Annotated in this window: 14 protein-coding genes; 3 read left to right on the top strand and 11 right to left on the bottom strand. The window is 70.3% G+C overall.

The genetic code is table 11. The features are described from left to right. Window positions 1-68: 68 nt before the first annotated feature. Both CLV63_RS27805 and CLV63_RS27800 read left to right on the top strand, forming a co-directional pair. Window positions 69-281, top strand: a complete 213-nt coding sequence (locus tag CLV63_RS27805; protein ID WP_106586198.1) for a ferredoxin — start codon at window positions 69-71, stop codon at window positions 279-281. A gap of 265 nt (window positions 282-546) precedes the next feature. Beyond that, window positions 547-1,368, top strand: coding sequence for a phytanoyl-CoA dioxygenase family protein (locus tag CLV63_RS27800; RefSeq protein WP_106586197.1), 822 nt, complete (start codon window positions 547-549; stop codon window positions 1,366-1,368). 46 nt (window positions 1,369-1,414) lie between these two features. Here CLV63_RS27800 and CLV63_RS27795 read toward each other — a convergent pair whose 3' ends face one another. Both CLV63_RS27795 and CLV63_RS27790 read right to left on the bottom strand, forming a co-directional pair. Next, the gene (locus tag CLV63_RS27795) at window positions 1,415-2,221 is read right to left on the bottom strand and encodes a class I SAM-dependent methyltransferase (protein WP_106586196.1); all 807 of its coding nucleotides are present in this window, start codon (window positions 2,219-2,221) and stop codon (window positions 1,415-1,417) included. 316 nt (window positions 2,222-2,537) lie between these two features. Next, window positions 2,538-3,290 carry a DUF3159 domain-containing protein gene (locus CLV63_RS27790; RefSeq protein WP_245929112.1) on the bottom strand — a complete coding sequence of 251 codons (753 nt, stop codon included), beginning with the start codon at window positions 3,288-3,290 and terminating at the stop codon, window positions 2,538-2,540. A gap of 404 nt (window positions 3,291-3,694) precedes the next feature. On the opposite strand from CLV63_RS27790, the gene CLV63_RS27785 reads away from it, so the two are divergent. Continuing rightward, window positions 3,695-4,588, top strand: coding sequence for an alpha/beta fold hydrolase (locus CLV63_RS27785; protein ID WP_106586195.1), 894 nt, complete (start codon window positions 3,695-3,697; stop codon window positions 4,586-4,588). Window positions 4,589-4,849: 261 nt separating this feature from the next. On the opposite strand, the gene CLV63_RS27780 is transcribed toward CLV63_RS27785, so the two are convergent. The 9 genes from CLV63_RS27780 to casB form a co-directional block, all read right to left on the bottom strand. Next, on the bottom strand, window positions 4,850-5,512 hold the full coding sequence (locus CLV63_RS27780; protein WP_106586194.1) for a response regulator: 663 nt from the start codon (window positions 5,510-5,512) through the stop codon (window positions 4,850-4,852). Then, window positions 5,509-6,666: a sensor histidine kinase gene (locus CLV63_RS27775; RefSeq protein WP_106586193.1), complete on the bottom strand. Its 1,158-nt coding sequence runs from the start codon at window positions 6,664-6,666 to the stop codon at window positions 5,509-5,511. Before CLV63_RS27775 ends, CLV63_RS27780 begins: the two co-directional genes overlap by 4 nt. Beyond that, window positions 6,663-7,499: a CPBP family intramembrane glutamic endopeptidase gene (locus tag CLV63_RS27770; protein WP_245929110.1), complete on the bottom strand. Its 837-nt coding sequence runs from the start codon at window positions 7,497-7,499 to the stop codon at window positions 6,663-6,665. Before CLV63_RS27770 ends, CLV63_RS27775 begins: the two co-directional genes overlap by 4 nt. 177 nt (window positions 7,500-7,676) lie before the next feature. Next, a complete protein-coding gene (locus tag CLV63_RS27765; RefSeq protein WP_106586192.1) occupies window positions 7,677-10,208 on the bottom strand; it encodes an MMPL family transporter in 2,532 nt (843 codons plus the stop codon). A 37-nt stretch (window positions 10,209-10,245) separates the two neighbouring features. Then, window positions 10,246-10,992: a TetR/AcrR family transcriptional regulator gene (locus tag CLV63_RS27760; protein ID WP_106586191.1), complete on the bottom strand. Its 747-nt coding sequence runs from the start codon at window positions 10,990-10,992 to the stop codon at window positions 10,246-10,248. A gap of 135 nt (window positions 10,993-11,127) precedes the next feature. Beyond that, a complete protein-coding gene (cas6e, locus tag CLV63_RS27755) occupies window positions 11,128-11,808 on the bottom strand; it encodes a type I-E CRISPR-associated protein Cas6/Cse3/CasE (RefSeq protein WP_106586190.1) in 681 nt (226 codons plus the stop codon). Between the two features lies 1 nt (window position 11,809). Continuing rightward, window positions 11,810-12,523, bottom strand: a complete 714-nt coding sequence (gene cas5e / locus CLV63_RS27750) for a type I-E CRISPR-associated protein Cas5/CasD (protein WP_106586189.1) — start codon at window positions 12,521-12,523, stop codon at window positions 11,810-11,812. Continuing rightward, entirely contained in the window at window positions 12,516-13,688 is a 1,173-nt protein-coding gene (gene cas7e / locus CLV63_RS27745; protein ID WP_106586188.1) for a type I-E CRISPR-associated protein Cas7/Cse4/CasC, read from the bottom strand. The genes cas5e and cas7e overlap by 8 nt, the downstream gene beginning before the upstream one ends. Beyond that, window positions 13,685-14,281, bottom strand: coding sequence for a type I-E CRISPR-associated protein Cse2/CasB (gene casB, locus CLV63_RS27740; RefSeq protein ID WP_106586187.1), 597 nt, complete (start codon window positions 14,279-14,281; stop codon window positions 13,685-13,687). The genes cas7e and casB overlap by 4 nt, the downstream gene beginning before the upstream one ends. Window positions 14,282-14,286: the final 5 nt, after the last annotated feature.

Below are 14,286 nucleotides of genomic sequence, written 5' to 3'. Positions count from 1 at the left end.
CCCGCCACCGGCCGGTCCCGCCGCCCGCCTCGGATCCCGACCCAGAGCACGACCCAGAGGAGGACACCATGCGCATCGAATTCGACGCCGCCCTCTGCGACGCACACGGCCAATGCGTCATCGTCGCCCCCGAACTGTTCGACCTCGGCGACGACGACGATGCGGCGACCCTGCTGGACCCGCAGCCCGGCGAGCGGCTGCGGGGGCAGGCGCAGGCGGCCGCGGACGCGTGCCCCGCGGCCGCCATCGCCCTCGCGGCCGCCGACAAACTCCCCCGATGACATGGGCGGCACGGGTGGGAATCGGTGCAGAGAAACGCGATTACCACCCGAGTCGGGGTTGCACCGACGCGAAACGCCACGCGAGCATGTGGACTGTGACATCGGCACGGGCCGGGGTCGCATTCTCGCGGACCGGCTCCGTCGGCCCGGACCCGCGGAGCGCGGCGGCGAGCCGTTCGCCGTGCCCTCCGGGCCCTGCGGTGCCGGTGCGGCCCGCACCGGCGCCGCCGATGACCGTGCCGGCGCGAGGGAAAGGTGAACCGACGTGCGACCGACCACCTCAGCAGATCTTCACACGACGTACGACCTGCCGACCGATGCCGTCGCCGGATTCGAGCGCGACGGCTTCGTGCAGTTGCCCGGGGTGTTCGAGCGCTCCCTGATGGAGCAGTTGGAGCCCGACATCACCGACAAGGTCCGGGTCCTCAACTCCACCGAAGACGTACCCGACGCGGAACGCTCCGTACTGCAAAAGGCGTTCCTCCAGGTCGGCAACATCTGGCGCTACAGCCAAGCGGCACGCGACCTCGTCTTCTCGCAGCGGCTGGCGCAGATCGCGGCCCGGCTGCTCCGCTCCGACAGTGTGCGGCTCTTCGCCGACCAGGCCCTGTACAAGGAGCCGTCCGGCGACATCACGCCGTGGCACGCCGACCAGTACTACTGGCCGCTGGCCGACGACCGGGTCTGCACCGTGTGGATCCCGTTGCAGGACACGTCGCTGGAGATGGGGCCGCTGGCGTTCGCGCGCGGCAGCCACCGGTTCGAGTTCGGCAGGGACCTGCCCATCAGCGCGGCGTCGGAGCAGCGGTTGCAGGAGGAGCTGGCGCGCGCGGAGTTCGAGACCGTGCAGAACCCGTTCGACCTCGGTGACGTCAGCTTCCACCGCGGCTGGACGTTCCACCGGGCGGGCCGGAACGAGGGCGAGGTCCCCCGCCGGGTCATGACCGTCGTCTACCTCGACGCCGCGACCCGGGTCTCCGACACGGTGGCGGCGCACGAGCGGGCCCAGCTCGACATCCTGATGCCCGGGACCGCGCCGGGCGGGCTGCCCGACGGTCCCGGGAACCCGCTGCTGTACCCGCTGTGACCCCACCCGCCGCAGCCCTGCCGAGGCAGGGCCCGGCGCGCGGGGATCAGCCCTCGGGCTGCCTCTTGCGGCATACCACGATCTCCATGACCGGGCTCTTCCGCAGGACCGCGGTGAGCGCCACCTCGAACGGGAACATCACCGCGCCGAGGTACTTGCCGCGCAGCTCGCGCTTTGCGAGGGGGAGGATGCGCTTCGACCACAGGTACCAGCGCCAGCGGCTGGCCGAGGCCACCGGCGGCACCATGAAGACGAACATGGGCCGGTGGTAGGCGATCTCGAACCCGGCGGCGTGCAGGAGGGCCTCGATCTCCTCGCGCGAACGGCTCACGTAGTGCTTCCGGCCGACCCGCCGCTCCGGCACGAAGTTCTCGGAGAAGATGAACCGCCCGCCCGGGGCGAGCACGCGGTGCACCTCGGTCATGGCCTTTTCGTAGCGGTCGTCGTCGACGATGTGGAACAGCACGTCGAAGGCCGACACCACGTCGAACGCGCCGTCGTCGAACGGCGCTCCGTCGGAGATGTCGGCACGGTCGAAGGTCGCGTCGGGGAACTTCTCGCGCAGCTGCGCGACCGCGCTGTCGGCGATGTCGAGGCCGTTGACGCTGCGGGCGCCCAGCGTCGTCCATGCGTTGATGTAGAACCCGGTCCCCGGGCCGATGTCGAGGACGGCGGAGCGGGGGACGTCGATGCGTGCGCGCCGCACCGTTCGGCGGAACACGCGGTCGCGGACCCGGTACTGCCACACGTTGAAGCTGTGCGCGAGACGCAGCATCCCGACGCCGTGCAGTGTCCAGTCGCGCTTGAGCCGCTTGTCCCAGTAACTGCGCGAGTCGAACTTCGTGTCGCCCATGGGAGTACCCCCTACAATCCGGCGATCGTCGCCCCGGCGCCGAAGGCGGAACCCGTGTGCGGGGATCGCGCCGGACCCCGAAGATCGCTGATCTGGGGTTTCCAGCCCGAGCCGGGAGCGCGACCCTAGCAGCCGTCCCGCCGGGTGGCCAACGTGCAAGGTCTGCCGCACGGGCGGCGCCGTTCCGTCGGCCCCAGGCTACGTCGCCGATGGCCGGGAACGCAGCCGATCCCGAATGCGCATGCCGACCGGTGCCGGTATGCGCATTCGGGATCGGTGGGTCGGCGGGCCTGGGGGGCGTTGCCGGCGGTGCGGGTCAGCGGGTGGCCTCGGCGTCCGCGGGGGTGATGAGGCGCTTGGTGGAGCGGCGGAAGGCCCAGATGACCACGACCGCCGCGACCGCGGTGAGGGGGAAGCCGGTCGCGGTGTCGGCGATCGCGAGCCCGGTGGTGGAGTCGGCGACGTAGAGCCACTGGCGCACGATGAACCGGCCGGCGAAGACCGCCATCACCGTGAAGGTGGCGAGGTCGTGGGCCCGCAGCGTCGACTTGTCCGCGCGCCAGGGGTGGGTGTTGCCGTGCACTGCGTTCCAGATGACGCCGGTCAGCGGCCGGCGCACGGCCAGCGAGATCAGCGTGGCGACGGCGCCGGCGAGGGAGGCCCAGATCCCGATGAGGAAGAAGTCGTTGGCGGAGCCGGTCCAGGCGGAGATGCCGCCGGCGACCGCGACGCCGAGCACGCCGCCGATCGCGGCCATGAACTTCTCCCCGCGCCACATCCGGTACACCGCCAGTGCCCCGGCGATGGCGATCGCGACGCCGATGGCGACGGGGAGCGAGGTGAAGGGGACGGCCACCGCGAAGAGCACGACGGGCAGGGTGGAGTAGATCATCCCGGAGGTGCCGCCGAGCTGCTTCAGCACCTCCTGCTTCATGTCGACGGGCTGCTCGGGGGCGGTGGTCCCGGCGGTCGAACCGTCGCGGGCGAGCTTCTCGTCGGTCATGGTGAGTCCGTCCTTCAGGGGGGCGCGGTCGAGCCGGTCGGCGGTGGTCTCTCGTGCTGAAGTCATGTCTCCATCACAGCGGTTGCCGCGCAGAACCGTCAGTGGGACCGCGTCACCACCTCGCCATGACGTTCTTCGACCGAACGCATGACGTGGTGTCACTGGTGACACCGCGGAGCAGGGCGAACACCGACGGCAGGCATCCAGGACGTCTCGCGGCCGCCAGCCCGGCGCGGCGGCCTGTCCCCCGCGGGAGCTACGCGCAGGTGTCCACCGTGTGGTGACGATTACCGATCGTTGAATCCGTAATGTTCTTTCCGTCCGCAGCACATGGATTGCGGATCCGGAAAAAGGGGTCTGGAAAAGACCGGCGTTGCGGTTCACGGCGATCGATTTCATCGGCGGCGTTCACGGCACCGCCTCGTGGATTCTCCGATCCGATTCTCTTATCTCGTACTAGTGAGGGCTTTATGTTCCGCAATGGCAAGGCATTCATCACGACCGCGCTGACCGTCACCGTGGCCGGTGCGGCGCTTGCCGGCTGCGGCACAGACGCGATCTCGGGCCCGCTGAAGAGCGCCGCCAAGGAGGACCAGGACCTGTTCACCGGGACCCAGAAGATCAAGGTCGACGGCCAGTCGGTGAACGTGTCGTGCTCCGGCGGCCTGGCGGTGAAGCGGCCCGTCATCGTCCTCATGCACGGCGGCGGCGACGACCTGAAGAAGATGGCCGGCCTCCAGAAGTCCCTGAGCAAGGAGGACCGGGTCTGCTCCTACGACCGCCTCGGCGCGGGCGCCAGCGACAAGCCCGACGGCCCGCAGACCCTCGACAGCAGCGGGAAGATCCTGTCCGGTGTGATCGACCACGTCGCCGCCGACACCGAGGTCGTCCTGGCCGGGCACTCGCTCGGCGGCCTGATCGCCGCCCGCTACGCCCCCGACCACCAGGACAAGGTCACCGGGCTGGTCATGATGGACGCCACCTCGCCGACCCAGAACGACGACCTCACCAAGGGGATCCCCGAGTCCGCCAAGGGCCCCGCGGTCGAGCTGCGCGAGCAGACCCTGGGCATCCTCCAGGGGAAGGGCCCGGAGAAGCTCACCGTCCCCGACGGGGAGGTCCGCTCCGCGGGGGACATCCCGGTGGAGGTCGTCCAGCACGGGAAGCAGTACCTCGCGGCCGTCCCCGAGTACGGGCCGGACCTGGAGACGGCGTGGGCTGAGGGCCAGCGCAAGTGGCTCGGTGTTTCCAGCGAGAGCAAGCTGAGCACCGCCAAGAACAGCGAGCACTACATCTACGTCGACGAGCCCAAGGTCGCCGTCAAGGCGATCCAGGGTGTCGCCGCGAAGGCGTCGAAGCTCTAAGGGTAGGGCGCGGACCGACGACCGTCCGAGGGGCTGCGGCCCCCGGGCCGCGGGCGAAGTGATGGGGCGGTGACACCGGGCGTGGCCCGGTCGGCACCGCCCCCTTCGCGTTGGCGGGCCTGACTGCCGGGCCTTGCCGGTCCTGCCCGCCGGTCCAGCCTGTCTCGCCCGCGGTGCCGGTGACGCCGTGCCGCGCGCGCGGATGCCACTCGGGCACAGAGCGGCCGCCGCCCCGTCTCCCCCGCGCGGACGGCCCGCGGGTCAGGCCACCAGGCCGTGGCGGTAGGCGTAGACGACCGCTTGGACGCGGTCGCGGAGCGAGAGCTTGGTGAGGATGCGCGACACGAAGGTCTTGACGGTCTCCTGGCTGATCACCAGGGCCGCGGCGATCTCGCTGTTGGAAAGGCCCCCCGCGATGAGGTTGAGGACCTCGAGTTCGCGGGGGGTCAGCGGGACGTCCTGCGGGGAGCCCTCGGCCGGCCGGATGCGGGCCGCGTACCGGCCCACGAGCTTGCGTGTCACCTCGGGGTCCAGCAGGGCCGCGCCGGTGGACACCGTCCGGATGCCGTGCAGCAGCTGCGCCGGCGGCGCGTCTTTGAGCAGGAACCCGCTCGCGCCCGCGCGCAGCGCCTCGTAGACGTACTCGTCCAGGTTGAACGTCGTCACCACGAGGACCTTGACGGGGTGCGGCACCCCGGCGCCCGCCAGGAGGCGGGTGGCCTCGATGCCGTCGAGCACCGGCATGCGGACGTCCATCACCACGACGTCCGGGCGCAGCCGTTCGACGAGGTCGACCGCCGCCTGCCCGTCGCCGCACTCGCCCGCCACCTCGAGGTCGGGTTGGGCGTCGATGATGGTCACCAGCCCGGTGCGGATGAGGACCTGGTCGTCGCAGACCAGGACCCGGATCGGCGGCGAGGTCACGAGGAGCTGCGTGCGGGGATGCGCGCCCGCACGTTGAAACCGCCGCCCGTGTGCCGGCCCGCGCTGAATTCGCCGCCCAGGACGTCGACCCGTTCGCGGAGACCCGCCAGGCCCCGCCCGCTCCCGCCGGGGGACCCGGCCTGCGAACCGGACCCTTCCGTGCCGACCTCCACCGTGATCTCCCTTACGCCGTGCCGCACCCGGACCGATGTGGGGCTGCCATGAGCGTACTTGAGCGCGTTGGTGAGGGCTTCCTGCACGACCCGGTAGGCGACGAGGTCGGCGCTGCCGGTCGACTCCGCCGGGGTGCCCTCCTCGGTGAACTCCACCGGCTGCCCTGCCAGGCGGGTCTGCTCCACGAGCGTGAGCACCCTGCCGACGGGCGGCGTCCGCGTCTCGGCGCCGTGATCGGGGTTGAGCAGGTCGAGCAGGTGCCGCAGGTCGGTGATCGCGCGCCGACCGGTGTCGGTGACCGAGGTCAGGCTCTGGTCGAGCCGGTCGGGCGCCGCGGTGAGGTACCGCGCCGATTCGGCCTGCACCACCATCGCCGTCACGTGGTGGGTGACGACGTCGTGGAGTTCGCGGGCGATGCGGGTGCGTTCGGCGGTGCGGGTGTCCTCGGCGACGCGGCGGCGGCGTTCGGCCTCCATCGCCCGGGTGGAGCGCAGCCACGCCCCGATGCACCAGGCGAAGGCCACCGCCACGTAGAACATCACGAACCCGGCCACCGATTCGGCGCCCGAACCGAGGATGTAGAGCGTGACCGCCAGCGGCACGTACGCCGCGGAGAACAGCAGCGCGGTGGCGCGCCGGTGCCATTCCAGGTGGGCGCCGACGCTCAGCACCCCGATCGCGAACGCGGTACCGGCGAGCGAGTGGTAGCCGCGGAGCTGGTCGAGGGCGAAGCCGATGGACACCAGGGTGAGGCAGAGGACCGGCAGCCTCCGCCGGACGGCCAGCGGCAGGCACTGGAGGGCGATCGCCACACCGGCCAGGGCGTCGTAGGGGCGGTTCGGCAGGTAGCCGAGCACGGTCCCGTGGCTCTCCAGCGAAGGCACGAACGACAGGGCCAAGAACGCCAACCCAAGCGGGAGATCCCGGACCGTGACGTCGAGCCGCCGCCACAGATCCGGGACCCGCCGAAAGTCGATCACTGGGGAAGTTTAGTGGTGGCGGCGGCGCGGTCGGCGCGGCGGAAGGGCACCACGTAGCCGCGCCGGTAGGCGATCCACATGAGGACGGCGGTCGTGATCACGCAGAACACCACCGAGTACAGGCTGGCCTCGGGGCCGAATCCGCCCCCGGTGATCAGCAGCGGGCCCGACATCGTGGTGTCCAGCAGCCCCTGCGGAGTGCCGTTGCCGGAGACCTCGGTGCTGAAGATGGCGGACGCGGCGAGGTTCCAGCCGAAGTGCAGGCCGATCGGCAGCCACAGACTGCGGGTGGCGACGTAGGCGGCGGGCAGCATGCCGCCGGCCCCGATCACGATGGCGATGGCGCCCCACAGGGTGGCGTTCGGGTTGAGCATGTGCACCAGGCCGAACAGCACGCCGGTCAGCACCAGCGCGATCCACGTGCCGATGCGCTCCTCGACGATCCGGAAGAGGACACCGCGGTACATCACCTCCTCGGTCACCGCGGCTGCGGCCATGAAGCCGAACAGCCCCACGGCGCCCATCACTGATCCCAGGCCGTTGACCTCGTAGAACTCCAGGAAGTAGATGTTCACGATGACCGACGCGAACAGGCCGATGCCGATCAGCGTCCCCAGGACGGTCGAGGTCCCGGCGCCTTTCCAGGCGAGTTCCGTGACCGCGCGACGCTCGGTCAGCCGTACCACCCACCGGTAGACGAACACCGAGAGCACGGCCGTCGCGATGCCGATGGCGAGCGTGAGCCACGGCTTCCCGTCCGCCGCCATGACCCCCTGGCCGCCGACGAAAGCGACCGCCGCGACGGCTACGAGTTGCCAAACGAGTCTCATCATGTCTCCATCGCCATATCCGCGGCCGGAGCGCCGCGACTGGGAGGAACGCTACGGATCCGGGGGGTCCCGCATCATCCCCGCACAGTGGACACCTGCCCGTAGCTCCCACGGGGGACAGCCCGGCGGGCCCGGGTGTCCGCGGCCCCGCCGGTGGTGACGAGAGGGGTGTGGCGTGTCTCAGCGCCGCCCTGAGGCGACGGTGTCGTCCAACCCGTCCGGGGACGGCTCGTCCGCGGGATCCGGGGTGCGGTCGGCCGGGGCTGCCGCGGGCTCGGCGGTGTGGGCCCGCTCCAGGGCCGCGCCCTCCACGTCGATGTCGGGGAGGAGCCGGTCGAGCCAGCGGGGCAGCCACCACGCGGCGTTGCCCGCCAGGTGCATGAGCGCGGGGATCAGCAGCATCCGGACGACGAACGCGTCGAGCAGCACGCCGAAGGCGAGGGCGAACCCGACCGAGCTGATCATCATGGTCTCGGAGAAGACGAACCCGCCGAAGATCGAGATCATGATGATCGCCGCGGCGGTCACCACCGCGCGCCCGGCCCGGAAGCCCTGCACAACGGCGAGCCGGGCGGGCGCGCCGTGGACGTACGCCTCGCGCATGCCCGTGCCGATGAAGAGCATGTAGTCCATCGCCAGGCCGAACAGGATCCCGGCGAGGAGCGTGGGCAGGAAGTTCAGCACCGGCCCCGGTGTGTCGAGGCCGATGAGCCCGCCGAGCCAGCCCCACTGGTACACGGCCACCACGCCGCCCAGCGCGGCGAAGTAGGACAGGATGAACCCCAGCGTGGCGACGACCGGGACGAACACCGACCGGAACACCAGCAGCAGGATGACCAGCGACAGGCCGACGACCACGGTGAGGTAGGTCGGCAGCGCCCCACTCAGCGTCTCGGAGATGTCGACGTTGCCGCTGGCCATGCCCGCGACCCCGAGCGGCCCAAGGCCGTGGACGGGTTCCATGTCGCGGAAGGTGTGCACCAGCTCCTCGGTCGACGCGCTCGCGGGCCCGCCCTCGGGCACGACCTGGAAGATCCCGAGGGTGTGGTCGTCGGACACCCCGATGGGCGCCACCGCGGCGACGTCGTCGTGCGCGTACAGCTTCTCGGCGACCTGGAACTGGGCGTCCGCCGCGTTCTCCTTCGCGGACTCCTCGGTGGGCCCGCCGGGCAGGTTCGCGGTGACCAGCAGCGGGCCGTTCTGGCCGTCGCCGAACTTGTCCGCCACCGCGGTGTAGGCGCGGTGCTGGGTGGACTCCGCTGGCTCGGAGGAGCCGTCCGGCATCCCCGTGCGCAGGTCCAGAGCGGGCAGGGCGATGACGCCGAGGGCGATGACGGCGACGGCCGCGCGGCCCATCGCGCGCACGGTCGACATCTGGCGGAGGTGCGCTCCCGCGGCGTGCGCCGCGCCGCGGCCGCCCGCGGCGTCCCGGCCCATCCGGTCGCGCTCGCGCCGCGCCAGGATCCGCATGCCGACCAGCGACAGGAGCGCCGGGACGAGCGTCACCGCGATCAGCACGGCGATCGCGATGGCGATGGCGCCCACGGAGCCCATGAGGCCGAGGAAGCCGATCCCGGTCAGGTTCAGGCCCAGCAGCGCGATCAGCACGGTCGTGCCGGCGAAGACCACGGCGTTGCCCGCGGTCCCGTTGGCGAGCCCGATGGACTCGGCGACGCCGATGCCCTCCTTGAGCTGGCGGCGGTGCCGGTGCACGATGAACAGCGCGTAGTCGATGCCGACGGCGAGGCCGAGCATCAGGCCGAGGATCGGCGTGACCGAGGCCATTTCGAGGACGTCGGACAGCGACATCGCGGTCAGGGTGGCGATGCCGACCCCGACCAGCGCGGTGAGGATGGGCAGCCCCGCCCCGATGAACGTGCCCAGCATGACCACCAGGACGACGCCCGCCACGATGAGGCCGATCACCTCGGCCGGGCTGACGAGCGTGGGCATGGCCATGGCGATGTCGTTGGCGAAGTCGACGCTGGTTCCGGCGACGGGGGCGTCGTCGAAGACCGCCATCACGTCCTCGCGGGTCGCCTGGGAGACCTCCTCCTGGCTGTCCGTGAAGGCGACGTGCACGAGCGCCGTGCTGTCGTCCTTCGAGACCGAGCGGAGCTCGGCGGACATCTTCGTGAGGTCGGCGCCCTGTTCGAGCTTCCTGGACTCCTCGTCAAGGGTGTCGCGGTTGTTGTCGATCTCGGCCTGCTGGGCGTCGAGCCCGTCTTCGACCTGGTCGAGCATTCCGGCCGACTCGGCCTGGTCGCGGCCCGCGTCGAGCTTCTTCTGGCCGTCTTCGAGCTTTTCCCGGCCGTCCTTGATCTCCGCGCGGCCGTCGTCCAGCTTCTCCGTCTGCTCGGCCCGGTCCTGCTCCGTCGCGAACGGGTCCACGACGTCCTCGACGCCGTCCTTCTCCGCAGCCTTCTCGGCGCGGTCGGCGATCGCGTCCCGCTGCTCCTTGGTGAACGCCGAGCCGTCCTCCGTCTGGTAGACGACGGTGCCGGCGCCGCCGCCCATGCCGGAGAACTCCTGCTTCAGGGTCTGGTTCACCTGGTCGGTGGGGGTGCCGGGGATGGAGAAACTGTCCTCCAGCTCGCCCGCGAAGAGGAAGAACGCGGTTCCGGCCGCAACCATGAGGGCGAGCCAGATCGCGATGACGGTGCGGGCGCGGTGCGCTGACGCGCGCCCGAGCCGGTAGAGGAATTCAGCCATGGGTCGCCTGCAAACGAGTGGTCGGGAGCGCGTGCGCTCAGTTCGTGCCGGTGCTGGACGATGCGCAGTTCATGCCGGTGCTGGACGTTGCGCCGTACCCGGAGCGGGCGGCGGAGATCATGCGCTGGAGGAGGTCGTCCCAGACCCGGCGGGATTCCGCCGTGTCGACCCCGCCGGTCGTCTCCTCCCAGTGCCGGACCACCACCAGCCCACCGCTGACGAGCGCGCCGCACATCAGCTCGACCGTGAAGTCGTCGGCGTCGGGGTGGTGGCGGCGCACGGCCGCGGCCAACCGGGCACTCAGGTCGGTGAAGGCGCGCTCGAAGAGCACCGCTTCGCCGGGGGTGGGGGTCCCGCTGTGCTCACCGAGCATCCGCCGAAGGCGGGTGATCGGGGCGACCAGGTCGGTCCCGCGCAACGCGGCGGAGACCCGGTCGAACATCGGTGTGGCCGATGTTCGGTCCGCGGCTGCGGATGCGTGGCCGGTCGCGGGTGCGGCCGCGACTTCAGCCGCGGGCGCGGCCGCGAGGTCGGCGTCGATGCCGTCGACGATCGTTTCGAGCATCCCGCTGAGCACTTCGAGGATGACGTCGTCCAACGATCCGAAGTGGTTGAACACCGTCCGGCGTGAGACGTCGGCCCGTTCCGCCAACTGGTCGACGGTGAAGTGCGCGCTCTCGAACTCCCCCATGAGCGCGGCGGCCGCGTCGACAATGGCGCGGCGATGCCGCGCCTTCAACGCTGCGTGCCTGCTCTGCGGGGATCCGTTCCGATCGTGCACCATTCCAACCTATTCACCCGATGCACCCAATGCAACGTCGCACTCAGTGCAAAGCACTGGTGATACGCCTCACCCCAGGCTGACCAGGCCGGATCAAGGCTGGCGTCAGGCGCGGAAGTGTATGGGCTCAGTCGCCCCTCAGGCCCGCACCGGGGCCAGGCTCAGCAGGCCGCAGCCGTACGCCTTGGCGCGGCCGATGCCGGTGCGCAGCGCCTCGGCGAACGCCTCGGGATCGGTGACCACCAGGCGGCCGTCATAGCGGGCGGCGGAGATCGTGATCTTGTTGCGGCTTCGGCCCTCCCCCTTGTAGCCGATCACGGGTGGGCACGGGGACACGTTCACCGCCATCCCGCCGTCGCCCCCTGCGGGGACCACGAACCCGCACTGCTCCCCCTTGCGCGCCAGCCAGCCCAACTGCTCCTTGGGATCGTGCAGCGCCACCCGCTTCCCGCGCTCCTCCTTCGGAGCGTCCGGGTCGCGCACGATCCGGGTGGGGTTGGCGGTGAGCCGGAACGCAAGAGCCCGGCCCGGGGCGATCGCCTCCAGTACCCCGTCCATGGGCCGTGTCTGCGCCTCCCCCGCCAGGTAGCCGCTGGGCAGCCGCTCCCAATCCGGCCGGGCACCGCTCTGGACGAGCAGGAGGTAGCCGGTGTCGGTGACGTCCAGGCGCCACAGCAGGCCGTGCTCGCGCCGGGCGGGCTCGCCGCTGACGACCTCGGGCAGCACGCCCATGAGGGTCCGGTGCATCTGCTGCACGTCGGCGAAGTCGCGCCGGAACGCGCGCGAGGCGGTGTTCAGCGGCAGTCTGCTCAGGTACACGTCAAGGACCCGCCTTCTCGGCCTGGGGGATGGGAACGTGGCCGACCCGCACGTACCGCTGCCGGAACTCGCGGTCGCCGGAGGCGAAGGTCACGGGGACGTCGTACCGCTGCTCGGCGCCTGCCGACGCGGGGACTTCGACCACCGTGCGCAGGTACGGGGCATTGGCGGCGTCCTCTCGCAGCTCCGGCCGGTCCTCCTGCCAGGGGTGCCGCTCCAGCACCTGGTCAAGCGTCGCATCCGGGAAGACGCCGGTGCCTGCGTTCTGCTTGTCCGAGAGGATCAGCGGGCTGGCCGGCACGTGCGCCTTGCGGCCGAAGAACAGCGGCCACCGCGGGTGCAGCACGGCATCGCGCAACTCATCCAGCAGCGCCCGCTCACCCTCCAACAGCACCAGGAAGAGGGCGTCCGCCAGGTAGTAGCGGTGGCTGACGACGTTGCGGTGGCCGGTTCCCTTGGTGGTGGGGACGTTGCCGGTCACCTGGTAATCGCGTTCGAGGATCCCCTCGCGCTCCACCCGCACCGCCATGCGCAGGTCGGCAAGCCGCCGGATCCCCTCTGAGTCGGTGCGCTCCACCCCCATCGCGGCGCCCAGCAGGCCGACGACACCGGACTTGGTGGGCTCCGACGAGGTGTCGCGGTAGGTGAACCGGGAACGGACACCCCACGACTGCATGGGCGCGTCGAACCGGAGCGCGAGTACGGCCTCAGCCACGGACCGCGCCCATCACCTGGCCGGTGAACGCGGCAAGGGACTCGGCGCGCTCGTCCTCCCGAACATCAAGCCAGTCGAGGCTCCCGGACACCGACGCCATCGCGACCTTCCGCACCTCCTCCTCGCCGTAGAACCCGCGCAGCCGCTCGAAGTGCTCCCACAGCCGCTCGGTGGAGACGTCCATGACGGAGAGGTCTTTGAGGGACGCCTCCTTGCTGTCGACCGGTTTGAGGAAGGCGTTCGCGAGGTTCCAGGCCCCGCTGTCGCGCACCACGGCGAGCAGGGTGTCGGGCATGGTGCGGGCCGCCATGGAGTTCTGCTTGCCGCTGGGGACCGCCCGGATGAAGGCGTTCAGCCATGCGCTGGTCGCCCGCTCCACAAGATCTTCGTCTACGTCGGTCGCGTCCTTACCGAACAGGTTCTTCCGAAGCTGGGCGAGATCCAGGTTGGCGTAGCGGTAGTAGCAGGCCGCATTGAAGTCGACCGTGCCGATCATGTCGGCACCCGCTTCGGCCTCGGGCTTGAGGTCGTCCACAGCTGTGTAGAAGTCGTACTCGACCCCTACCGAGTGCGTGGAGATTGCGTGGGCCACTTGGGAGGCGGCGTCGATATTGAAGTCCTTGTTGTCGGCGATCATCCGACCGAACAGGGCGATATCAACGGACTTGCGCGCGTTGAGGATCTTCCTGGCCTGGTCGAGGACGTCGCCGGTCGGCTTGTCCTTCTTCTCCTTCTTCTCCTTGGCCCGCTTCGCAGCCGCCTTCACGAGGCTGTCCTTGTTGGCCGCGCAGTAGTCCGCCAAGTCGGTGACCGCGGACTTGCCGACGAAAAGCAGGTACTGGGTGAGGTCGTTGGTATCGAGTTCGAACCCCATCTGCCGCAGGGCCTCGCGGACGACCGTCTCGTGCTCGTCCGTGACCGTGGCCCCTTCCTTCCCGGCCATTTGGACGGCGGCCTCCTGGAGCAACCGTTTCGTGCGGACGGCGGTTTCGCCTTCGGCCAGCCCGACGTCTTCGAACAGGTCCCGCGCCGACCGTTTGAGGCACTGGCTGGAGACCCGGCTGCGGAGCGCGCCTCCGAAGGTGACCGATTTGGGCTGCCCCAGGTCGTCGCGGTTGAGGTTGCTGGTAGGGAAGGACTGGATGAGGTGCAGCTCGATGATCATGACGTCGCTTTCGCTTCCTTGCCGGAGGAGGTGTCACGCGTGTGTACTCGGTGCTGGAAGTCGCGCGCCCAGCGGAGACGCACCTTCCTGGCTGTGGTCTCATCGGCGTCCAACCTGATGAGGTCGGTGAGGAGTGACTCGAAGTCGAGGGGCATCCGCTTCTGTGCTCCGCCGATGAGTTGGACTGCTTGGCGCAGTCGGTAGGCGGTGCCACCGACCTCTGTCGCGGCGATCAACTGGCGGGCTCGCGCATCGGCCGACCCGGACGATCCGGCGTCCGCCAGGGCCGCACACAGACTCCAGCGCTGTTCGTCCTTGCGCGCCGTGGTCGGGTTCAGAGCGAACAACCCCGCTACCAGTAGGCAGTGGCGTTCCTGCGTTTCCAAGACCTTGTAGGGGAGCAGCAACTCGAAGCCGTGCATGGCGTAGCGGTCGTCGGTTAGGCCGCGCCGCAGTCGTGCGAGGATCTTGCGGGCGTTCGCGACCTCGTACTGGTTGGCCGAATCCAGCGAGTCGCCGAGCTTGTAGAGGCGCGTCACGAACTTCTTGCGCCGCTCGTGCGGGGGTCCGGGGTTGTCGTCGTCAGTGGGCACGATCC

The organism is Murinocardiopsis flavida, assembly GCF_003014485.1.
Taxonomy (GTDB): domain Bacteria; phylum Actinomycetota; class Actinomycetes; order Streptosporangiales; family Streptosporangiaceae; genus Murinocardiopsis; species Murinocardiopsis flavida.
Note: the sequence above shows the minus strand (reverse complement) of the source record. Positions and strands in the feature narration are given on the sequence as shown.